22 protein-coding genes are annotated in these 22868 nt (G+C 49.6%); 8 read left to right on the top strand and 14 right to left on the bottom strand.

Annotated elements, in window-relative coordinates; genetic code table 11:
- Positions 1-27: 27 nt before the first annotated feature.
- From mce to dnaE, 6 genes are all read left to right on the top strand, one after another.
- A complete protein-coding gene (gene mce / locus N530_RS0104945) occupies positions 28-432 on the top strand; it encodes a methylmalonyl-CoA epimerase (protein ID WP_018687661.1) in 405 nt (134 codons plus the stop codon).
- 4 nt (positions 433-436) lie between these two features.
- Entirely contained in the window at positions 437-712 is a 276-nt protein-coding gene (locus N530_RS0104940) for a DUF1467 family protein (protein ID WP_026479801.1), read from the top strand.
- A gap of 374 nt (positions 713-1086) precedes the next feature.
- A complete protein-coding gene (proS, locus tag N530_RS0104935) occupies positions 1087-2415 on the top strand; it encodes a proline--tRNA ligase (protein ID WP_018687663.1) in 1329 nt (442 codons plus the stop codon).
- A 2-nt stretch (positions 2416-2417) separates the two neighbouring features.
- Positions 2418-3734 carry a lipoprotein-releasing ABC transporter permease subunit gene (locus tag N530_RS0104930; protein WP_018687664.1) on the top strand — a complete coding sequence of 439 codons (1317 nt, stop codon included), beginning with the start codon at positions 2418-2420 and terminating at the stop codon, positions 3732-3734.
- On the top strand, positions 3734-4453 hold the full coding sequence (locus tag N530_RS0104925; RefSeq protein ID WP_018687665.1) for an ABC transporter ATP-binding protein: 720 nt from the start codon (positions 3734-3736) through the stop codon (positions 4451-4453). The genes N530_RS0104930 and N530_RS0104925 overlap by 1 nt, the downstream gene beginning before the upstream one ends.
- A 483-nt stretch (positions 4454-4936) precedes the next feature.
- The gene (dnaE, locus tag N530_RS0104920; protein ID WP_051540767.1) at positions 4937-8464 is read left to right on the top strand and encodes a DNA polymerase III subunit alpha; all 3528 of its coding nucleotides are present in this window, start codon (positions 4937-4939) and stop codon (positions 8462-8464) included.
- Here dnaE and arsH read toward each other — a convergent pair.
- From arsH to N530_RS0104880, 8 genes are read right to left on the bottom strand one after another with little or no spacing between them, the layout of a single operon-like run.
- Entirely contained in the window at positions 8461-9174 is a 714-nt protein-coding gene (gene arsH, locus N530_RS0104915) for an arsenical resistance protein ArsH (protein ID WP_026479799.1), read from the bottom strand. The genes dnaE and arsH overlap by 4 nt on opposite strands.
- The gene (gene arsC / locus N530_RS0104910; RefSeq protein ID WP_026479798.1) at positions 9171-9575 is read right to left on the bottom strand and encodes an arsenate reductase (glutaredoxin); all 405 of its coding nucleotides are present in this window, start codon (positions 9573-9575) and stop codon (positions 9171-9173) included. The genes arsH and arsC overlap by 4 nt, the downstream gene beginning before the upstream one ends.
- Positions 9576-9604: 29 nt before the next feature.
- Positions 9605-10672, bottom strand: a complete 1068-nt coding sequence (arsB, locus tag N530_RS0104905; RefSeq protein ID WP_026479797.1) for an ACR3 family arsenite efflux transporter — start codon at positions 10670-10672, stop codon at positions 9605-9607.
- On the bottom strand, positions 10669-11166 hold the full coding sequence (locus N530_RS0104900) for an arsenate reductase ArsC (RefSeq protein ID WP_026479796.1): 498 nt from the start codon (positions 11164-11166) through the stop codon (positions 10669-10671). Before N530_RS0104900 ends, arsB begins: the two co-directional genes overlap by 4 nt.
- 12 nt (positions 11167-11178) lie before the next feature.
- Positions 11179-11511 carry a helix-turn-helix transcriptional regulator gene (locus N530_RS0104895; protein WP_026479795.1) on the bottom strand — a complete coding sequence of 111 codons (333 nt, stop codon included), beginning with the start codon at positions 11509-11511 and terminating at the stop codon, positions 11179-11181.
- A 53-nt stretch (positions 11512-11564) separates the two neighbouring features.
- Entirely contained in the window at positions 11565-12050 is a 486-nt protein-coding gene (locus tag N530_RS0104890; protein ID WP_035266413.1) for a YaiI/YqxD family protein, read from the bottom strand.
- Positions 12043-13350 carry a DNA polymerase IV gene (locus tag N530_RS0104885; protein ID WP_035266412.1) on the bottom strand — a complete coding sequence of 436 codons (1308 nt, stop codon included), beginning with the start codon at positions 13348-13350 and terminating at the stop codon, positions 12043-12045. The genes N530_RS0104890 and N530_RS0104885 overlap by 8 nt, the downstream gene beginning before the upstream one ends.
- A gap of 2 nt (positions 13351-13352) precedes the next feature.
- Positions 13353-13664 (bottom strand): DUF3572 domain-containing protein, encoded by a 312-nt coding sequence (locus N530_RS0104880; protein ID WP_018687674.1) that lies wholly within the window; start codon positions 13662-13664, stop codon positions 13353-13355.
- 120 nt (positions 13665-13784) lie between these two features.
- Here N530_RS0104880 and N530_RS0104875 point away from each other — a divergent pair, with 120 nt between their 5' ends.
- Both N530_RS0104875 and N530_RS0104870 read left to right on the top strand, forming a co-directional pair.
- Positions 13785-14156 carry a response regulator gene (locus N530_RS0104875; protein ID WP_018687675.1) on the top strand — a complete coding sequence of 124 codons (372 nt, stop codon included), beginning with the start codon at positions 13785-13787 and terminating at the stop codon, positions 14154-14156.
- A 29-nt stretch (positions 14157-14185) separates the two neighbouring features.
- The gene (locus N530_RS0104870; protein ID WP_026479792.1) at positions 14186-15556 is read left to right on the top strand and encodes a PleD family two-component system response regulator; all 1371 of its coding nucleotides are present in this window, start codon (positions 14186-14188) and stop codon (positions 15554-15556) included.
- Here N530_RS0104870 and N530_RS0104865 read toward each other — a convergent pair.
- From N530_RS0104865 to topA, 6 genes are all read right to left on the bottom strand, one after another.
- On the bottom strand, positions 15553-16032 hold the full coding sequence (locus N530_RS0104865) for a GNAT family N-acetyltransferase (RefSeq protein ID WP_026479791.1): 480 nt from the start codon (positions 16030-16032) through the stop codon (positions 15553-15555). The two genes, N530_RS0104870 and N530_RS0104865, sit on opposite strands and share 4 nt — an antisense overlap.
- 83 nt (positions 16033-16115) lie before the next feature.
- Positions 16116-16283, bottom strand: a complete 168-nt coding sequence (gene rpmG, locus N530_RS0104860; protein WP_018687678.1) for a 50S ribosomal protein L33 — start codon at positions 16281-16283, stop codon at positions 16116-16118.
- 253 nt (positions 16284-16536) lie between these two features.
- Positions 16537-17190 (bottom strand): NUDIX hydrolase, encoded by a 654-nt coding sequence (locus N530_RS17445; protein WP_018687680.1) that lies wholly within the window; start codon positions 17188-17190, stop codon positions 16537-16539.
- The gene (locus N530_RS17440) at positions 17183-17632 is read right to left on the bottom strand and encodes a DUF983 domain-containing protein (protein ID WP_035266410.1); all 450 of its coding nucleotides are present in this window, start codon (positions 17630-17632) and stop codon (positions 17183-17185) included. Before N530_RS17440 ends, N530_RS17445 begins: the two co-directional genes overlap by 8 nt.
- Positions 17633-17640: 8 nt before the next feature.
- Positions 17641-20010, bottom strand: a complete 2370-nt coding sequence (rnr, locus tag N530_RS0104845; RefSeq protein WP_026479790.1) for a ribonuclease R — start codon at positions 20008-20010, stop codon at positions 17641-17643.
- Positions 20010-22682, bottom strand: coding sequence for a type I DNA topoisomerase (gene topA, locus N530_RS0104840; RefSeq protein ID WP_026479789.1), 2673 nt, complete (start codon positions 22680-22682; stop codon positions 20010-20012). The genes rnr and topA overlap by 1 nt, the downstream gene beginning before the upstream one ends.
- Positions 22683-22868: the final 186 nt, after the last annotated feature.

Here is a 22868-nt window from a genome sequence, read left to right as displayed (position 1 = left end):
AATTGCGAAGTTTTCTAAGGAGTAGAAATGCTTGGTCGCTTAAATCATGTAGCGATTGCCGTGCCCGATTTGAATGCGGCGATCAATCGATATGAAAAAGTGCTCGGTGCGAAAGTCTCCGCGCCGCAACATTTGCCAGAACACGGGGTGACCGTCGTTTTTGTCGAGGTGGAAAACACCAAGACAGAGCTGCTTTTTCCTTTGGGCGACAATTCGCCCATCGGTGCCTTCTTGGAAAAGAACCCGTCAGGCGGTATGCACCACATGTGTTATGAAGTGGATGATATTCTGGCTGCACGTGACAAGCTGATCGAAGATGGTGTTCGTGTGCTTGGTGATGGTAATCCGAAAATAGGGGCGCACGGTAAACCTGTGCTTTTCCTTCATCCGAAAGACTTCGACGGCACGCTGATTGAACTAGAACAGGTCTGATATCATGCAGTTATTGTCCGCTTTCGCGATTTTTTTCATCATTTGGTGGACGGTACTGTTTACTGTTTTGCCGTTCGGCGTGCGTAGCCAAGTTGAAGCAGAAGACACAATCCTTGGCACGGAGCGCGGAGCGCCATCAAATTCCCGCATGAAATTTAAGCTGCTTATAACAACGGGCATTGCCATTATTATCTTTGCGATTTTTTATTACCTGACCATCGTGCTTGGTTTTGGCATCGATGATTTTCCGCAATTTGTGCCGGATTTTTCCAAACAATGATTTTAGAAAATAACAAATAAAAAATGGCAGGACATAAGTCCTGCCATTTTCAACGAGTGTGATTTTATAAACCCGAAGGTTTGCAGCTAAAAAGCGCGTAAAATCAAGATCCTCCCAAGACTTACACCCGTTAGAAATTATGAAGCCTCATAATTTCTTGGCAATTGGTAACAAGATGAAATGCCATTGTCACGTAAAAAATACATTAGTAACATTTTGGCACTTATGCGTTGTTATTTATACAAGGCGGATTTTTCAAAGCTGTGTGTCTTGCCGCTTTCAATTCCTTGTTCAACCGCTTAAACACACATAGAAATTTGCCTTAAGACGGTCTGATTCTGGGCATATCAAACAATTCACAACGGAATAGATAAATGCGCCTTTCAAGATACTTTCTACCCATATTGAAAGAAAATCCAAAAGAAGCCGAAATCGTCTCGCACCGACTTATGCTTCGGGCAGGGATGATCAAGCAGTCAAGCGCTGGCATCTATTCCTGGTTGCCGCTCGGCTACAAGGTTTTGCGAAAAATTGAAAACATTGTGCATGAAGAGCAGCAACGCGCTGGCCACATGCCAATGTTAATGCCGACCATTCAATCTGCTGATTTGTGGCGCGAAAGCGGCCGCTATGAAGATTATGGCGAAGAGATGCTGCGGATCAAAGACCGTATGGACCGTGAGATGCTATATGGCCCGACCAATGAAGAACTGATCACGGATATCTTCCGCAGCCATATCACCAGCTATAAAGATTTGCCGCTCACATTGTACCATATTCAATGGAAGTTCCGCGATGAGCGCCGCCCGCGCTTTGGCGTTATGCGTGGCCGCGAGTTTCTCATGAAAGATGGCTACAATTTCGACCTGACAAAAGAAGATGCGCTGCACGCATATAACCGTCATCTGGTTACTTATCTGCGCACTTTCGAGCGGATGGGTTTGCAGGCTATCCCAATGCGCGCCGATAGCGGCCCTATTGGCGGCGATGATACACATGAATTCCTCGTTCTGGCTGAAACTGGCGAGAGTGAAGTCTTCTATGATGCAGCGGTGACTGATCTTACATTTGGTGATCGCCAAATCGATTATGACAATGTCGAACAATGCGCTGCGATCATGCAGGAATTCACATCTAAATATGCGCGCACAGACGAAACGCATGACGAGGCGCTGTTTAACGAAGTGCCGCAAGAGCGCAGACGTTCTGCGCGCGGCATTGAAGTCGGCCAAATTTTCTACTTTGGCACAAAATATTCAGAACCAATGAAGGCTGTTGTCCAAGGACCGGACGGCAAGCCCGTGCCTGTTCACATGGGCAGCCATGGTATTGGCGTTAGCCGTTTGTTGGGCGCGATTATTGAAGCATCGCATGATGATAATGGCATTATTTGGCCAGCGTCCGTTGCCCCATTTGGTGCCGTGATTATCAATATGCGTGTTGGCGATGAGGGCTGTGATAGCTGGTCGCAAAAAGCATATACCGAACTCACCAATGCAGGTGTTGATCCACTTTTGGATGATACAGACAAAGGCGCAGGCGTTAAGTTTGCGACCGCAGATTTGATCGGCGTGCCCTGGCAGCTTGTTATTGGCCCGCGCGGCGTTAAGTCTGGAGAAGTCGAACTTAAAAACCGCAAAACCGGCGCCAAAGAAAATATGACGCTGGAGGCGGCCATCACTAAGATTTCAGCAGGAGAATAAGCTTGAACGCATCATCGGCGAACGAAGCAGTTAAATCTTCAAGCTCAGGCAAAGAGGATGGCCGAGCAAGGCCGTTTTCAGCCTTTGAACGCATTGTTGCATGGCGTTTTTTAAAGCCGCGCAAACAAGAGCGCATGGTGTCGATTGTTACTGTTATTTCGCTTTTGGGCGTAATGCTTGGCGTGGCGGCTCTGATTATCGTTATGGCTGTTATGAACGGCTTCCGCGCAGAGCTATTGGACCGAATCCTCGGCCTTAACGGCCATATCATTCTCCAAGCTTCTGATACGCCGCTGAATGATTACGATGCCGTGGCTAAAAAACTTGAAGAAGTGCATGGCGTTCAAATGGCGCTGCCATTGCTTGAAGGTCAAACGCTTGCCTCTGGCAATGTTGGTGCTGGCACTGGTGCATTGGTGCGCGGTGTGCGCAAGCAAGACTTTGCAAGGCTGGAAAGCGTCGCGACAAACATTAAAGAAGGCTCTTTGGAAAAATACGAAGAGGGTAATGGCGTTGCGATTGGTATTCGCATGGCACAAAATCTGGGGCTGCTCGTTGGCGATAAGCTGACTTTGGTTTCTCCTGAAGGCGATGTAACGCCGTTTGGCACCACCCCGCGTGTCAAAAGCTATACCGTTGAAGCCATCTTCGAAATGGGCATGTCGGAATATGACACCTCCATTGTTTTCATGCATTTGGAAGAAGCGCAGCTTTATTTCAATCAAGAAGGCGTCGTGCAGGTCATCGAAGTGTTTGTCGATGATCCCGATAATGTTGATCTTTATAAAACAGATATTGTTGCCGCAGCCGAACGGCCACTCGTTATTAGCGATTGGCAGCAGCGTAACAGCGCGTTTTTCTCAGCGCTTGTGATTGAGCGCAACGCAATGTTTCTGATTTTGTCTATCGTGGTGATCGTCGCGTCATTGAATATTATTTCATCGCTGATCATGTTGGTGAAAGAAAAAGGGCGCGGAATCGCGATTTTGCGCACAATGGGCGCGTCACAAAATGCGATTTTGCGCATATTTATCATGGCAGGCACTGGCGTTGGATTGGCCGGCACGGCTGCTGGCGTATTGCTCGGCGTCTTAATCTGCCTGAATATTCGCGGCATTCAACGCGTGATGAATTGGATTTCCGGTACGGATGTTTGGGACCCAACGGTACGCTTTTTAAGCGAGATTCCCGCGCAAATGGATTTCGTCGAAACCATGTCTGTCATTATCCTAGCACTCGTTTTATCGTTTCTTGCAGCAATATTACCTGCTTGGCGCGCTGCCAAACTCGATCCGGTTGAAGCTTTGAGGTACGAATAATGTCTGCACGCAATGCACCGGTTTTATTATTAGAAAACGTCCAGCGCCATTATGATGAGGTTGGTAAACGTCTTGATGTTCTCAAAGACGCGAACCTTGTGATTGAGACAGGCGAGATGGTTGCCCTTGTTGCCCCTTCAGGCGCAGGTAAATCAACTTTGCTGCATACTGCTGGCCTGTTGGAGCGCCCTGATGGCGGTGAGGTCTATCTGTCAGGCCAAGCATGTTCTGGCCTTAATGATCGCCAGCGCACAGCGCGGCGCCGCAATGATATTGGCTTTGTTTATCAATTCCACCATTTGCTGCCTGAATTTTCAGCGCTCGAAAATGTGATGATACCGCAGATGATTCGCGGACTGTCTCAATCAGACGCAAAAGTCAGAGCGCAAGAGCTGCTTGATTATATGCGTATAGGGCAGCGCGCAGCCCATCGCCCTGCAGAACTATCTGGCGGCGAGCAGCAGCGTGTCGCTATTGCCCGTGCCGTGGCCAATGCACCCTTATTGCTCCTTGCTGATGAGCCGACCGGAAACCTTGATCCTGAAACGTCATCCTATGTGTTTGAAGCGCTGGAAGCCTTGGTGCGTCAATCGGGATTGAGCGCGTTAATTGCGACTCACAACCACGCTCTTGCTGCGCGTATGGACCGTGCGATTACGATGCAAGATGGAAAACTTGTGCCATTCGATGTGAAGGCCGCGATTAAAGCTGCGCTTTAGACACTTCAAGAATCAATTCAAAATGCAGGTTTTAAAGGTAAAGAGGCGCTGATCCTGGCTGCTTCTTTACTTTTTATTACCCATAAGGCTGACCTGTGCCAAAATGAGAACAAAACGGGTTTACATGAGAACAAAAATGGAACAATATGGGTCCATAGACAAAACATAAGGACTGTTCATCATGACCGACTTTGTTCGAGACCTCGCTTCTCTCGCCTCAATCGCTGCCTTTGTTGCAACATTTTCAATTTTTGTCGACTTTATATAGGTCGATAATACCCCATTGGTCGCGGCTCTGCCCATCCCCATTCAGCACACAGCATTGCCCCCGAAGCTGTGAGCCGCGACCATCCCCTTTTTGGGTAAAAGAACCAAGGGGATGATGATGCCAAGCAGTGGACATCATCGCGAATTGCTTCAAAATCCAACTTTGTGTTTTCACTCTCTTATGAGAGAGTCGGTTTTGATTTTGGGGTGCTGTTTATGGCTGAAAATGATGCAAATTTGGATGTGGCAGGCAAAGCCTATGTGTCGCCAAAATTCATCCATCTACGCACGCATTCGGCTTATTCCCTTTTGGAAGGCGCGCTGCAGGTTGGTAAAATTATTAAATTTGCAGAAGATCAAAAAGCACCCGCAATTGCCATTACGGATACTGGCAATTTGTTCGGTGCGCTTGAGTTTTCTGTCAAAGCGACGGGGGCGGGCATTCAGCCAATCATAGGCTGCCAACTCGATATTCGTTTTGCCAAAAACTCTGATGGTGATGCCAATGCAGCGCTAAAGGGCAGCCAGAATAAAAACCAAACCATTACGCCTGAACCTGTTGTTCTGATTGCAGCAACCGAGCAGGGCTATGCCAATTTAGTTGAGCTTGTCAGCCGCGCCTATCTGGATATGGAATCAACCGATGGCACATATTTGCGTCCTGAGTGGTTCGACGGATTTAGCGACGGTATTATCTGCCTATCGGGCGGAGAGCTTGGGCCTTTGGGCCGTGCGATTGCCAACCAAGATCAAAAAGCACTGGCGGAACGCTTTGCTTTCTTGAAATCCACCTTTGGCGACCGTCTTTACATCGAATTGCAGCGTCCTGCAGGATATAGCAAGCGTATTGAAGCTGCTCAAATCGCTCTTGCCTATGATGAAGATGTACCTTTGGTTGCGACCAATGAGGCTTTCTTTCTAACCCGCGATGAATATGACGCGCATGATGCATTGATTGCGATATCTGAAGGAACGGTTGTATCCCGCGATGATCGCCGTCAGCTAACGCCTGATAATTATCTAAAAACCGAAGCTGAAATGGCCGCGCTGTTTAAAGATTTACCAGAGGCGCTGGAGTCGACGGTCGAGATTGCCAAGCGCTGCGTATATTATGCGTTAGAACGTCCGCCTATTTTGCCGCGCTTTACCAAAAGTGCCGAAGGTGCAAGCGAAGAAGAAGCGCTACAGGCCGAGTCGGATGAGCTTAAACGCCAAGCACGCGAAGGTTTGGAAAAGCGTCTAACAAATCAGGGCATGGCCGAAGGCTATACGCGCAAAGATTATGATGAGCGCTTAGAAACCGAGCTTTCTATCATCGAGAATATGAAGTTCCCGGGATACTTTCTGATCGTTGCTGACTTCATCAAATGGGCCAAAGACCATGAAATTCCAGTCGGGCCGGGCCGTGGTTCGGGTGCTGGTTCTCTGGTTGCGTGGTGTTTAACAATCACGGATATTGACCCATTGCGCTTTTCACTGCTGTTTGAGCGCTTCCTCAATCCTGCCCGTGTATCCATGCCTGACTTTGATATCGATTTTTGTCAGGATCGACGCGAAGAGGTGATTAAATATGTGCAGGAGCGCTATGGCCGCGCTCAAGTGGCGCAAATTATCACCTTTGGATCGCTGCAAGCACGTGCGGTGCTGCGCGATGTGGGACGTGTGCTTGAAATGCCATATGGGCAGGTGGACCGCCTGTGTAAAATGGTGCCCAATAATCCAGCCCAGCCCACAACCCTTGCTAAAGCGATTGAGGGCGATCCAAAATTTGAAGAAGAAGTCGAGCGTGAGCCAATCGTTGGTCAGCTGCTTGATATGTCGCTAAAGCTTGAAGGGCTTTATCGCCATGCATCTACCCATGCGGCGGGTATCGTTATTGGTGACCGGCCTTTATCGCGCCTTGTGCCCATGTACCGAGATCCGCGCTCGGATATGCCTGTGACCCAATTTAATATGAAATGGGTGGAAAGAGCCGGCCTCGTTAAATTCGACTTTTTGGGCCTTAAAACGCTGACCGTTTTGGATATGGCGGTCAAACTCATTGCGCGGCGCGGTATCAAAATTGATCTGCAGCAGGTGCCGGTTGATGATGCGCCAACCTATGAAATGATGGCCAAAGGCGAAACCGTCGGTATATTTCAGGTTGAGAGCCCGGGCATGCGCAAAGCCCTTTTGGGTATGAAACCTGACTGTATTGAGGACATCATCGCGCTGGTTGCGCTTTATCGCCCAGGGCCGATGGAAAATATCCCGACCTATAATGCGCGTAAACACGGCGAAGAGGAGATCGCCTCCATTCACCCAATGGTTGACCATCTGGTGGAGGAGACCCAAGGCGTTATCATCTATCAGGAACAGGTGATGCAGATCGCGCAGGTTCTGGCGGGATACTCGCTTGGTGAAGCCGATTTGCTGCGCCGCGCGATGGGTAAGAAAATCCGTGAAGAGATGGATAAACAGCGTTCCCGTTTTGTGGAGGGCGCCAAAGAAAACGATCTGACAAAACCGCAAGCTGATGTGATTTTTGACCTGCTTGCTAAGTTTGCCGACTATGGTTTTAACAAATCGCACGCTGCGGCCTATGCGATGGTGTCGTACCATACGGCCTATTTGAAAGCGCATTATCCGGTCGAGTTTCTTGCCGCATCCATGACCTATGATATGCAAAATGCGGAGAAGTTGAACGACTTTCGCCGTGATGCCATTCGCCTTGGCATTGATGTCATTTCTCCGTCCGTCAACACATCGTTTAGACGTTTCGAAGTTGCTGAAAACAAGATTTTTTATGCACTTGCCGCGATTAAAGGTGTAGGCGAAGCTGCCGTTGATCATATCGTTGAAGTTCGCGGTGATAAGCCATTTGAATCATTGGAAGATTTCGCAACGCGCATTGATCCGAAAATGGTCAATCGCCGCACATTTGAAGGCTTGATATTCGCAGGCGCATTCGATTGTTTTGGCCATGATCGTGCTTCATTGGTTGGCGGTATGGACCGCATCGTTGGTCTGGCGCAACGCACCTCAGAAGAAAAAGCCAGCGGACAATCAGATATTTTTGGCACAATGGCAGCTGCAGAACCAGAGCGTTTACAACTGCCCCAAAACACAGAATGGTCTGACTCGGAAAAGCTGATGAAAGAGTTTCAATCCATTGGCTTTTATTTCTCAGCCCATCCGCTTGATGCATATCAGATGATTTTGGAGAAGATGCGTGTGCAGCAATATGCTGATTTTGCAATCGGCATTAAGCGCGGCGCAGAGGCAGGACGCTTGGCCGGCACTGTTGCATCCAAGCAGATACGGCGCACAAAAACTGGCAACAAGATGGGCATTATCACGCTGTCTGATGCAACCGGCCAATATGAAATTGTGCTGTTCTCGGAGGCCTTGGAAGAGTTCGGCGATCAGTTAGAAGTGGGCAAGAGCTTCATTATGACTGTGGGTGTGCGTGTGCGCGATGATGAATCGGTCAGCTTGCAAATGAATACTTTGACCGCCTTGTCAGAAGATCAAGGTGCACGTGAAGCGCATTTGCTGCGTGTGTTTGTGCGCGATCAAAAGCCCGCCAAAAGCATCGCACGCCAGCTGCAAGGGCGCGGTCGCAGTCCGGTTTCATTGATCGTTATCAAGCCGGACGGTGAGGGCGAAGTGGAAATCGAATTACCGGGCAAATATGCCGTATCCGGCCCTGTTGCCAGCGCGATCAAAGCCATTGAGGGCGTTGTGGACGTAGAACTGGTTTAAATAGCGCTTTGATTAACCCGTTTTGATAGTTCTTCGCGGCTTTCAACGCGTTCCGAATAGCGATCCGTTAGATAAGCAGATTGCGCACGGGTGAGGAGCGTGAACTTCATGAGTTCTTCCATCACATCAACAACACGGTTGTAATACGGCGATGGCTTCATTCGGCCTTCATCATCAAATTCGTTCCATGCCTTGGCAACAGAAGACTGGTTGGGAATGGTAATCATCCGCATCCAGCGGCCAAGAATACGCATCTGATTGACCGTGTTAAAGCTCTGCGAGCCGCCGCAAACCTGCATGAGCGCCAATGTGCGTCCTTGCGTTGGGCGAACCCCGCCAATGGGAGCCAGCGGCAGCCAGTCGATTTGTGTTTTCATCACACCGGTCATAGCGCCGTGGCGTTCAGGCGACGACCAGACTTGCCCCTCAGACCAAAGCGATAATTCGCGCAGTTCTTGCACTTTGTCATGGTCTAGATTGGCTTCATCAACCAGCGGCAAGCCAGCAGGGTTGAAGATTTTAACATCCGCGCCCAGCGCCTCAAGAATACGTGCGCCTTCTTCCGACATAAACCGTGAAAACGAACGCTCGCGCAATGAGCCATAGAGCATCAAAATGCGGGGCTTGTGATCGGGCTGCGGTGGTGCGCCAAGTGCGTTTAAGTCAATCGGCTGCAAGCTGTCGGTATCAATATTAGGCAAGTCATTCATGGTGCAGTGACCACTTCGCCGTCTTCTTTTGTAAAGCTGGCACCGGATTTTATATCGAGTAAATCAAACACTTTTTCAGAAGGGCGGCACAGGGCGGCGCCCTTTGGCGTGCACACGATAGGGCGGTTCACGAGAACAGGGTGCTCAATCATCGCATCAAGCAGCGCGTCATCTGTGATAGATGGATCGGTTAGGCCAAGCTCTTGCGCCGGAGATTTACTCGTGCGCAATGCATCGCGCGGCGTGATGCCTGCCATAGCAAAAAGCGCTTGCAGCTGCGGGCGTGTCCATCCCGTATCCAAATATTCAATGACTGTCGGCTCACCAACAAAATTACGAATGATTTCGAGTACATTGCGGGATGTGCCGCAGGCTGGATTGTGATGGATAACAATACTCATAATGGTGATACCTTTGTTTTTATCTAAATTCAGCCAGCAGGAAAGTGACGGCGGGTGCGGTTGGCAAATGCGACCAGCGACAGCATGACGGGCACCTCAACCAGAACGCCGACGACGGTTGCAAGAGCAGCACCTGAGTTAAGACCAAACAGCCCGATTGCCACAGCGACGGCTAGCTCAAAGAAGTTTGATGTGCCGATCATCGCGCAAGGTGCCGCGATGCGAAAAGGCACCTTCATCATATAGGCCGCTGCATAGGCTGCAGCAAATATGCCGTAGGACTGTAGCAAAAGCGGAATAGCGATAAGTACGATTAACAATGGCTGCGCTAAAATGACGGTGCCCTGAAATCCAAAGAGTAGGACCACGGTGGCAAGCAGGCCGATCACCGAGAAGGGCTTTAGCCTATCTGTGAACGCTGTGACAGCATGCGCAGACGATTTACGTGCCATCAAGGCGCGGCGCGTGAGCGCACCAGCAACGAGCGGCACTACGACATAAAGTGCAACGCTTAAGACAAGTGTGTTCCATGGCACAGGAATGTCTGTCACGCCCAATAGAAGCGCCACGATAGGTGCGTAAGCAAACACCATGATAAGATCATTCACGCTGACCTGAACAAGCGTATAGTTAGGGTCGCCGCGTGTGAGCTGTGACCATACAAACACCATCGCAGTGCAGGGCGCTGCGCCCAGCAGAATAAGACCTGCAATATAAGAGTCAGCATCTGCTGGCGTGATTAATCCGGCGAAAACATATTTAAAAAACAACACGCCCAATGCGGCCATGGTGAATGGTTTGATCAACCAATTGATCACCAGCGTTATCAACAAGCCCTTTGGTTCATCGGCAACATGCCGGATTGCACCAAAATCGACCCCCACCATCATTGGGTAAACCATCGCCCAAATAAGCACGGCGACCACCAGATTAACGTGGGCAATCTCTAGCGCAGCAAGCACGCTAAATACGTCTGGTAAAACCTGCCCAAGCACAATGCCGACGACAATCGCCAGCGCGACCCATAAAGATAGCCATTTTTCAAAGACGCCGATGCCGCCTGCGGACGTGTTCATTGTTTCACTGTTCGTGGTCATTTTGATTTGCCAATTTCGTTTAGTCGGTTTTGCAATGACAATTTGTCGAGCCCAGTCAAAGGCAATGCGGTAAAAATTGATAGTCGTGCATTCATCATTCTGTAGGCATCATCAAATGCCAATGCGATTTCAGCCTCTGTACCCGTTGCAGCTGCTGGATCGGGAATGCCCCAATGAGCAGTCATGGGTTGGCCTGGCCAGACGGGACACGCTTCACCGGCCGCATTGTCACAGACTGTGAAAACGAAATCCATTTTTGGAGAATCAGGATTTGCAAATTCGGTCCAGTCTTTAGACCGTGCAAAATCCGTATTGTAATTAAGGTTTTTGAGCAGCGCTAACGCTTTGGGGTGGACTTCACCTTTGGGCTGAGAACCGGCAGAATATGCTTTGAAGCGGCCTTGGCCGACACGGTTCATAATGGCCTCTGCCAAAATAGAACGAGCCGAGTTTCCAGTACATAAAAAGAGGACGTTATAGACTTGATCGCTCATTCGGGTTGCTCCTTAGCAAGCGCATGTAATTTCATCGATGAGGGGTTGGCATTTTTCCGGCGAACCGCCGCAGCAATCTTCCATGAGAAAGGCAAGAACGCCGCGTAGTCCTTCAAAATCTGCAAAATAGCGGATGGAGCGGCCTTCGCGTTCGTTGCGCACGAGGCCGGCCTGTAAAAGAACACTAAGATTTGCAGACATGGTGTTCTGGCGCACTTCCATCAGATCACCAAGATCACCGGCAAGCATGCCGCCAGTTCCAGACTTGATAAGAATGCGCAATGCTTCAAGCCGTGTGGGCTGGCTGAGAGCCGCAAAGGCGTTTGTTGTTTGCTTAATATCCATATATCATGAATAGTTGATATATTGAGCTGATGCAATACGTTTATTGGGTTTATTTAAACTTTGTTGCGTTTCAGTTTTGTGACAGCCAGATCAAGCGCCTGCAAAAAACGCGAACGGTCCGCTTTAGAAAAAGGCGGCGGTCCGCCGATATTCTGTCCAACAGCACCAGCGCGCAAATCTGCCATGATGGCACGTGTCGCAACTTGGGTGCCGATTGAGTTTTCGGTAAAAGGCTTACCTGCAGGCGATAAAACAGCCGCGCCAGCTTTCACACAGCGTTCTGCGAGCAAAATATCAGCAGTAATAACAATGGTTAAATCTGTGGCGCGCTCTGCAATCCAATCGTCGGCAGCATCGAATTTGTCTGAAACAACGACTTGCCGAATAAAATCTTCGCGTGGCACCCGCATATAGCTGTTGGATACAGTGATGACTTGAAGGTCGTAACGCTCGGCGACCTTATAGATTTCATCTTTGACAGGGCAGGCGTCCGCATCAATGAGGATAGTCGGGGTGGTGATAGTGTCAGTTTCAGTCATTGTCACTTTTCTTTGGCCTTCCGCGGTTACCTTTACCGAACGTATAGCCCGTCTCGACGGCGCGGTCACCGAATTTGCCGCGTAATTTATCCATCGCACGTTCCATTTCAGCGCGCCTTGTTCCATCAATATCGACCAGATCCATCGGGTCCGCGCGATCAGAATCAGCAAAATCCGATACGCCAACACCCAGCAGGCGATATTTCGTGCCGTTGATTTCCTTCTCCAGCATGCTCATCGCGGTTCTAAATATTTTGTCAGCCAATTGCGTCGGGTCGCTAAGCTGTTTGTTGCGGGTGATTGATTTAAACTCTTTGTCTTTAAGCTTGAGAACAATTGTGCGCCCAGCAATATTCTTTTCTTTAAGCCGCGCAGAAACCTTTTCAGAGAGCGCACGAAGAACCGGAACAAGCACATCTGCTGTTGCGTGATCTTCATTGAACGTCGTTTCATGGCTCACGCTTTTCGCGCCGCCGCGTCGCTCTATGGTGCGGCGGTCAATCCCGCGAGAAAGATTATAAAGCCGCTGGCCCATCGAGCCATAGCGTTTCATTAGCGTGCCTTCATCCATTTGTTGAAGTTGGCCGATCAGCTTTATGCCGTCATTGTGCAGCGTTCTTTCAAAGGCAGGGCCAACACCCCAAATCATTTTGACTGGTTTGTCTGCCAAGAATGTAAGCGCCTCAGCTTTGCCGATAATTGAAAACCCGCGCGGTTTTTCAAAGTCCGACGCAATCTTTGCAAGATATTTGCAGTAGGAAAGGCCCACAGAAACCGAGATGCCCACTTCATCTTCAATTCGCTTGGCAAATTTTGCCAATGTGCGGGCAGGCGTATCTTTGTGCAGTTTCTCTGTGCCGTTCAGATCCAGAAAAGCTTCGTCTATCGATATTGGTTCTACCGCAGGCGTCAGCTCTTCCATCATGGTGCGCACTTGACGCCCAACGCGGGCATATTTTTCCCCATCTGGTTTTATGACAACGGCATGGGGACAAAGCTCCAGCGCTTTGAACGCAGGCATTGCCGAGCGAACGCCATATGTGCGTGCGATATAGCAGCATGTGGACACCACACCGCGCTTGCCGCCGCCAATAATCACCGGCTTGTCGCGTATGTCAGGATTATCGCGCTTTTCAACAGATGCAAAAAACGCATCGCAATCGATATGTGCAATGGCCAGTTCGTTGAGTTCTGGATGTTCTGCTTTTCTCGGGCTGCCGCATTTCACACAGCGCCGCGCAGATGTTTTGCGCGGTGTCATGCAGTCGCGGCAAAATCCTAATGAAATGCTTTGCTCCATTATTAGCCTGTATAATCACCGGGGCCGGGCACAAATTGATCACCGAAACGCTGCCGTGCCCGCGCGACAAATTTTGGCTCTAGCCCATTGTCCTCGCAAAAGCGGTTGAGTGTAGGCTCATGCGCGAGCAAAAAGTCCAAAACAGCAGCAAGAAAGCCAGGCTCAGCGGCAACATCACGAATTTGATCGGGCTCAATACCAGTCAAACCGAGAAACCGCGTCATCAATTCACCATCCGATGCAATCCATGACAAAGCACCGATAGCAATCGATTCATGGTCGGCATTCATAGCGCTATTAGCAGAATCATTCATATTTTTGCTCGCACGTTTGTTTTATCTCAATAATTCAGCACTATAGCTTTTATCAGGTGCCACGGGGCACAATGTCGAAAACGGGGCTGATTCTCCAGCGCAACCGTAATGAGGTAAAGCATGGCGAAACGTGTAATGATTGTCGAGGATAACGAGCTGAATATGAAGCTCTTTCGCGACATAATTGAGGCAACCGGATTCGAGACTATCCGCACCTATAGCGGGTTGGAAGCACTTGAACTTGCGCGCACGAATAAACCCGATCTGATTTTGATGGATATTCAGCTACCGGAAGTCTCCGGTTTGGAAGTCACCAAATGGCTGAAGGAAGACGATGATCTACATCATATTCCGGTTATCGCGGTCACGGCTTTCGCCATGAAAGGCGATGAAGAACGCATCCGTCAGGGCGGTTGTGAGGGGTATATTTCAAAACCAATCTCAGTTCCTAAATTTATAGAAACTATTAAGTCGTATCTTGGTGAAGCCTAAGAGCATAATTAAAGCCGGAGACGCATCCAATGACCGCTCGTATTCTCGTTGTTGACGATCTTAAACCAAATGTGGATTTGCTAAAAACACGCTTGGAACAGGAATATTTCGAGGTTTTAACCGCTTTTGACGGTAAAACAGCGCTTGAAACGTTGGATAGCGAACCTGTCGATTTGGTGCTTTTGGACATTATGATGCCGGGCATTGATGGCTTTGAAGTGTGCAAACGCATGAAGGCAAATCCGGCGATAAGTCACATTCCAGTGGTCATGGTGACGGCTTTAGACCAATCTCAGGACCGCGTTCGCGGCTTAGAATGCGGTGCTGACGACTTTTTGACAAAACCGGTTAATGAATTGCAACTCATGGCACGGGTCAAAAGTCTCGTGCGTCTTAAAATGCTAACCGATGAGCTTCGTTTGCGTGCTGTTACAACGCGCGATATCGCGATTGAAGAGCTGCTGACCAAAGGCGCAGATTTCACAAAAGAAAAGCCGAATGTTCTGCTGATTGATGAGCGTGTGTCTGTTTATGAGCGATTCTCGTCAATCTTGCGTAAATCTGCAAAACTGCACCATGTTTCAAACCCGCAAGACGGCCTGTTTGCTGCTGCCGAAGGCAATTATGATTGCGTGATTTTGTCCGCAAACCTGTCTGAATTTGATCCCTTGCGTGTGTGCAGCCAGATTCGTTCGCTCAACCGCACACGGTTCCTGCCGATTATCCTTGCGTGCGATATGGAAAATGACGCGCTGGTTTCACGCGCGCTCGAACTTGGCGTCAATGATTATGTGGTGCGCCCGATTGATGCCAATGAATTCACAGCACGTCTGCGCACGCAGGTGCGCCGCAAACATTACCATGATGGTTTGCGCTCCAATGTGGCTGAATCGATTGAGCTAGCGATAACCGACGGCCTGACGGGGCTGCATAATAGACGCTATCTTGATACGCATTTGCAAACACTTGTCGAACGCGCACGAAACCGCGGACGCGAATTGTCTTTGCTCATCACGGATATTGATAAGTTTAAGCGGATTAACGACACGCATGGCCATGCGGCAGGCGATGATGTGCTGCGCGAGTTTGCCAACCGTCTGCGCCAGAATGTGCGCGGCATGGATTTGGCGTGTCGTTATGGCGGCGAAGAATTCGTTATTGTTATGCCTGACACATCTGCACAGATGGCAGCTGAAGTTGCGGAGCGTCTACGTGAAAGTGTGGAAGAAGCGGGCTTTGCCAGTGGCGACCAAGTGCTGTCTGTCACGACAAGCGTGGGCGTTGCCACGCTTAACCGCAACAGCGACGATAATATGAGTGATCTCTTAAAGCAGGCTGATACAGCGCTTTATGAGGCGAAAGCGGGCGGTCGTAACAAGGTTGTTGCAAAAGCAGCCTAAGCTATCTGTTTTTCAAATCGCCATATATCCAAGATGAAGCTTCCTGATTCAACATGAGCGGAAAGGGGCATTACGCGCACGAAATGCCAACCTGCTTTACGGTAGAATGCCGCAGCACGCTCGTTGCCGATAGCGCAGGCAAGCCAAGCGGTTTTGATATTGTTTCCTGAAAAGATCGCTTCTGCATCTGCCATCAAGGCTTTGGCGGCGCCTTTGCCGCGATAGGCGCGATCAACGAAAAACTGGTCCAGTTCGTCATCCTTGATCATATGGAACGCAGCCACCTGACCATCAACCATCATGACGCGTATCAGATTTAAGCGATCATTGGCACGTGTCTCAAGGCTTTCGATCGTTCTCATCTTTGTGAGTTCAGCAGGCGCAATCGCAGCATGGGCATCAGTCCACCCTTCATGCCAAATGCGCACAATGTCGTTTAAGTGTTCTTCACGGGCATTTTCAAAAGTGTAGACCATGCTCATCCGCCTAATTTTAAAACAAAAAAGCCGCTGCAAATCATATCATTGCAGCGGCTTTTTAAACTGAAATATAAAGAAGATTACTTGATTTTAGCTTCTTTGAATTCAACATGTTTGCGTACAACCGGATCATATTTACGCATGACCATTTTCTCGGTCATTGTACGGCTGTTTTTCTTGGCTGTGTAGAAAAAGCCAGTGCCTTCAGTGGAAAGCATTTTTACTTTAATTGTTGTGGCTTTTGCCATGATGAAACACCTGATATTTTCAATAAAAAAGACTGGCACACGCTGTTGGCGCGTCTCCAGATTTGGTGCGAACCTACTTATCCCTCGCTCAATGTCAAGTGTTAAAGCAATCGCAGCAAAAGTGTGTAGCGGTTTTGCGTCCGCGATTGCGGCAAACAGAGAGATCGCAGCAGTTGAGCGGACGAGAAAACCATCCAGTGAATGGTTTTCCCGCGGAACGCGCAGCAGTTTTGCGTCCACATTAGGTAAAAAGCTAGTCGTACTCGATGACGGGTTTTCCGTGTCGAAAGCGGAAGGTCGGTGTTTTCACAGTCTTAGATAGAGCAGGATCTCTCTCAAGGCGCTCTAAAGATGACTTTAAAACAAGTTCAGTGATGCGGTGGATTCGCCCCTCGGGCATTTCATCCATACCGATCCATGCAATGCTGGATAATTCATCATCAGTGGAACTGGTCGGGGACAATGCGCTCGAATCACACAGGCCGATAAAAAAGCGCGTGTCATAGCGGCGAACTTGTCCCGGCGGCGTGATCGCACGGGCAAGATAACGCGCATTCAGCGCATCGTTTTCCAGCTCTATGCCTGTTTCCTCATGCGTTTCACGCAAGGCACAGGCAAGCAGCGCGCCAGCGCTGGGCGTTTTGGCCGCCTGCGCATGAATGAGCGTCTCATCTTCACTTGGCAGGCCAGCTTTAATAGAATTGTCAGAGCGCTCAAAGCGTCCGCCTGGAAAGACAAAGAAACCGGGCATGAAAACATGTTTCATAGACCGCCGCCCCATCAGGAAGCGCGGAGATGAGCCGGAGTTATCGACAAGGACCAGAGAAGCCGCAGGCTTTGGACGTGTGTTCGCATAGCGCTTAGGCGCAGGGCCATTGCCAAAGTCAGGTGCGGTATTCTTAGCCATAATGTGTCGGGTCTATATTCGTGTCTAACGTGCCATCTTCGCCTTCACCGCCAAAACCGTGCATACGGTTGGCCCATTGAAGAGCAATGACAAAGCCTTTAACCGGCTGCATCATAATAATTGTCATGATAACCGCAATAATTGTCCAAAGAACAACCTCTGTCCATGCGGATAAATCCGTAATGCGGTCAAACAATAAATAGGCACCAACAACGATATGGCCGACGATAAAAAGATTAAGATAGGCAGGTAGATCATCCGCACGGTGATGAAAGATTTCCTCACCGCAATTTTCGCAAACATCCACTGATTTGGCAAAGCTGCCAAAAAGCTTGCCTTGACCGCAATTGGGGCATTTGCAGCGCATGCCATTTTTCAATGCTGGCCATAATGCGCGCTTTTCCTGAGCAGGGTGATTGCCAAAAACCTGAACTTCGGTCATTCGCTTTCCTATCTTTTGCCGCGTTTGGACCTTTTGCCAAACGGCTTATTGGCTGATTTATTGCGCCGCGCTTTGTGGAATGAACGTGTTCCCATGCCCAAGTCACGAGGCTCAGACATCATCTCAAAACGCATGGCGCCAGCCATTGGTTGTACTTCTACGACCTTCACTTCGACGCTGTCACCCAAACGATAACCAAGACCAGACTTTTCGCCAATCATGGCGTGAGCGGTTTCATCGAAATGATAATAGTCATCACCAAGCTTAGATATGGGAACGAAACCGTCCGCGCCAGTCACATTGAGTGTGACAAATAGGCCGGAGCTCGCCATGCCCGCAACGCGGCCGTCAAAAGTATCACCGATGCAATCTTCAAGATGTTGGGCAATCAACCGGTCAATGGTGGAGCGTTCTGCCTGCACTGCGCGGCGTTCAGCTTGGCTAATGCTGGTCGCAATCTCGCGTAAATCATCCATTTCCATGTCAGGCAAAGCATCTTTGCCATCACCAAGCGCCAGAGCCTTGATCAGAGCGCGGTGGACAATCAAATCGGCATAACGGCGTATCGGCGATGTAAAATGCGCGTAGCGGCGTAAATTTAGCCCGAAATGACCATAGTTCTCAGGCGTATATTCAGCTTGGCTTTGGCTGCGCAAGACAACGGAGTTTACCAGATCAGCCTGATCTGTGCCTTTGACACGTTCAAGAATACCGTTGAAAGCTTGCGGTTTGAGGGCCGCGCCATGCGCCAGCGGAATATCCAATGTTTTCAGGAATTCGCGGAGCGATTCTTGCTTGGAAAGCGATGGTGCATCATGGGTGCGATAAACAAGCACTTGCTCATTTTGCTCTAAAGTTTCTGCCGCTGCCACATTGGCTTGGATCATGCATTCTTCGATCAGCTTATGCGCATCAAGACGTGCAGGAACAACAACCTTGTCGACAGTGCCGTCTTCTTTCAGCAGGATTTTGCGTTCGGGCAAATCAAGCTCTAACGGGCCACGCTTTTTGCGGCCAATCGTCATGCAGGCATAACAATCCCATAATGGCTTTAGAATACTGTCCATAATTGGCGCAGTGTCTTCATTTGTTGCGCCGTCAATTGCTGCCTGTGCTTGCTGATAAGAAACCTTGGCATGGCTCATCATCATGATGCGGTGGAATGTGTGCTTGGTTTTTTCGCCTTTAGCGTCAAACCACATTTTAACGGCAAGAGCAGGGCGGTCCACACCGCCGCGCAGAGAGCACAAATCATTTGAAATGCGTTCAGGCAGCATTGGAACAACGCGGTCAGGAAAATAAACCGAGTTGCCGCGCTTTAAAGCTTCGCGGTCCATATGTGAGCCCGGCCGCACAAAATAGGCAACATCGGCAATCGCCACATAAAGAATAAACCCGCCTTCATGGTCAGGGTCTGCTTGCGCATAAACAGCATCATCATGGTCTTTAGCATCGGCAGGATCGATCGTGATGAGAGGCACATCGCGCCAGTCTTCGCGCGGGGCGGCAATCTTTGGCGGCAGGGCTGCTTCGGCTTCATCCAAGACAGCATCGGGGAAAATATGCGGTATGCCTTGCGCATGGATCGCAATCATAGACACTGCTTTTTCAGAAGACAGTGAACCGATTACATTCAAAACCTTGGCCGAAGCCAATCCGTAGCGACCTGTCTTAACAGTGCTGATTTCAACCAGATCACCGTCTTGCGCATCGCCCAAATTATTAGGCTGAATATCAAGTTCGCTCTCTTTGCGTTCAATCGGCACTAAGCGCCAGCTACCATCTTTGAGTTTGCGCACGATGCCGAGCGTTGCAGCTTTAGGACGTTCAAGGCGTTTGATAACACGTGCGGTATATTCACCGTCGCCATTGCGGCCAACACGGGCAAGAATACGTTCTCCAACGCCCGGTATGATGACTTTTGCACGCGGATTATGCGGTGTTGAAACAAACACGCTTGGGCGTTCGCCCATTGCAGCTTCGTCCCAATCTTGTGGCTTGGCGATGAGGCCGCCATCTTTATCGCGCGAGACAATTTCTAAAACAGTTGTGCCGTTCAGCGCGCCCGGTTCTGCAAAGCGTTTGCCGCGTTTTTCAAACGCACCATTTTCTTCCAGTTCTTTGAGGAAGTGCTTGAGCGCGATGCGATCATCGCCTTTCAAATTGAAGGCTTTGGCAATATCGCGCTTGGTGGCGCGGTCAGGATTGTCGCGTATAAAAGCCAAAAGCGCATCGCGCGATGGCATTTTCATACTGCTTTTGCCAGCAGCGCCACTTGTTGTTTTGCTTCGGCCTTTGGCACGCGAGGTTTCAGTACCTGCGCGTGCCTGTTTTCTAGCCTCAAGCTTTGCCCGTCTTTGTGCGCGGGTTTCAGCCATTATGCTTCATCAGCTGTTTTGGCGGCTGTTTTTTTAGCAGCAGGCTTTTTTGCAGCGGGTTTCTTAGCGGGTGCCTTCTTTTTGGCCGCTGGCTTTTTCTTTGGTGCAGCTTTCTTTTTCGTCGCTGCACCGCCAACTTTTTTGCCAGCTTTTTCAGCGCGTTCCGCAATCATACGAACCGCTGTTTCCAAATCAATGCTTTGCGGGTCAGTACCCTTAGGAATTGTCGCGTTGATTTTTCCATGATTGACATAAGGGCCATAGCGGCCGTCTTTCACAGAGATAGGTCCGCCAACTTCAGGATGTTCGCCAAGTTCTTTAAGCGCTTTTGCAGGAGCCGCACGGCCACGGCCAGGGTTGGCCGCCTTATCAGCGATAACGGATACAGCGCGGTTAAGACCGATAGAGAATACTTCTTCTGCGCTTTCCAAATTGGCGTATTTGCCATCATGCAAAACAAACGGACCATAGCGGCCAAGTCCGGCTGAAATCATTTTGCCGGTTTCAGGGTGCTCGCCGACATCACGTGGCAATGCAAGCAGTGCCAATGCCTTTTCATGGTCAATTTCTGCAACATCCCAACCTTTTGGAATGCCTGCACGTTTGGCTTCTTTGCCTTCGCCGCGCTGCACATAAGGGCCAAAGCGCCCTGTGCGAAGCGTAATCATTTCCTCGGTAAATGGATCTGCGCCCAATTCCTTTGGACCATCGGCAAGCGCATCGGCGCTGCCTTCACCTTCTTGGCCAAGCTGGCGGGTGAAATTACACTCTGGATAGTTTGAACAGCCAACAAAAGAGCCAAACTTGCCCAGTTTCAGGCTCAAATTACCTTCGCCGCATTTCGGGCAAATGCGTGGGTCTGAACCATCTTCACGCACCGGAAATACAAGCGGTTCAAGGCGCTCATTCAGCGCATCAAGAACATTGGTAATGCGCAGTTCTTTTGTGCTGTCAATTTGTGCAGAAAACTCATCCCAGAATTGGCGCAGCACGTCTTTCCACTGCAATGAGCCATCTGAAATCTTGTCGAGTTTTTCTTCCAGCGATGCGGTGAAATCAAACTCCACATAACGTTCAAAGAAGTCTTGCAGAAACGCTGTTACCAAACGGCCTTTTGCCTCGGGCACAAGCGCACGTTTTTCAAGGCGCACATATTCACGGTCGCGCAGCGTTGAAAGTGTCGCTGAATAGGTAGAAGGGCGGCCAATGCCGAGTTCTTCCATTTTCTTGATAAGCGATGCTTCTGAGTAGCGCGGCGGCGGTGTTGTATGGTGCTGCTCGGCGTCTATTTTCTCTTTTTGGCATGTTTCGCCAGATTTTAATTCCGGCAGACGTTTATCGTCGTCGCTGTCATCATCATCTTTTTTCTGATCGTCTTGGTGTTCTGTGTACGCAGCCAAAAAGCCTTCAAACTTGACCACGGTGCCAGAGGCGCGAAGACCAATCGTGCGGCCTTCGCCTTTTGCTTCGATTTCAGCGGTCGTGCGCTCCATTTGCGCAGATTCCATCTGCGATGCGATAGAACGTTTCCAAATCAGATCATAAAGCTTGTATTGTTCGTCATTGAGCTTTGATTTGACCTCATCAGGCGCACGCATAAAGTCTGTTGGACGAATGGCTTCGTGCGCTTCTTGTGCGTTTTTCGCTTTTGTTTCGTAATGACGCGGCTTGTCGGGCACAAAGTTTGCGCCAAAGCGCTGACCGATCGCATCGCGTGAACTGCTAATCGCTTCTGGTGCCATCTGCACACCATCTGTACGCATATAGGTGATGAGACCTGTTGTCTCACCGCCCACATCAATGCCCTCATAAAGCTTTTGCGCGATTTGCATTGTACGGGCAGGGGCAAAGCCAAGCTTGGCAGAGGCTGCCTGTTGGAGGCTCGATGTTGTAAAAGGCGGCGGCGGATTGCGGCGTACAGGCTTTGCTTCAACCGATGTGACCGCAAAGCTTGCAGCTTCAAGCGCTGTCTTAATTGAACCAGCTTCCTCGCCATTGGCGAGCGTCATTTTGTTGGTTTTCTTGCCATCAATCGTGTTGAGCTGCGCTTCAAAACTTGCACCTTGCTCAGATTTCAGATGTGCAATGACACTCCAATATTCTTCTGGCTTGAAGCGCTCGATCTCAGATTCGCGGTCTGTGACAAGACGTAATGTCACCGATTGCACACGTCCAGCAGAACGTGCACCTGGCAATTTGCGCCACAAAACGGGCGAAAGATTAAAGCCTACCAGATAGTCCAATGCGCGGCGCGCCAAATAAGCGTCAACCAGCGGCTGATCGATCTCGCGTGGGTTCGCCATCGCGTCCGTAACGGCTTTTTTCGTAATCGCATTGAAGACGACGCGGCTAATTGGTTTGTCTTTCAGGACTTTCTTTTTTGCCAGAACTTCCAGCACATGCCATGAAATGGCTTCACCTTCACGGTCAGGGTCGGTCGCGAGAATAAGGCCATCGGCCGTTTTTACGGCATCAGCAATTTCTTTAAGGCGCTTATTGGATGCGGTATCCACCTGCCATGACATTGCAAAGTCTTCATCTGGCAACACAGAGCCGTCTTTTGGCGGCAGGTCACGCACATGACCAAAGGATGCAAACACCTTATAATTCGGGCCTAGATACTTGTTGATTGTCTTGGCTTTTGCGGGTGACTCAACAACTACTACTTCCATAATGATTACATATCCTGAGGTTTTGGGCCCTAGGGCACCAATCAAATAACTGGACAGCACATGGCTTCGCAAGGGGCTTTGGTCAAGCCCAAACAGCATAATTTGCAAGATTGAGAAATTATTCCTCTCTGCGTTTACCCTTATAGGTTGTAAAAATGTCTAAAGATGAGATTGAAATACAACCTT

It is taken from the genome of Ahrensia sp. 13_GOM-1096m (genome assembly GCF_000620605.1).
GTDB classification, from domain to species: domain Bacteria; phylum Pseudomonadota; class Alphaproteobacteria; order Rhizobiales; family Rhizobiaceae; genus Ahrensia; species Ahrensia kielensis.
The sequence above is the reverse complement of the archived record's forward strand: the minus strand, read 5'-3'. Positions and strand labels throughout refer to the sequence as shown.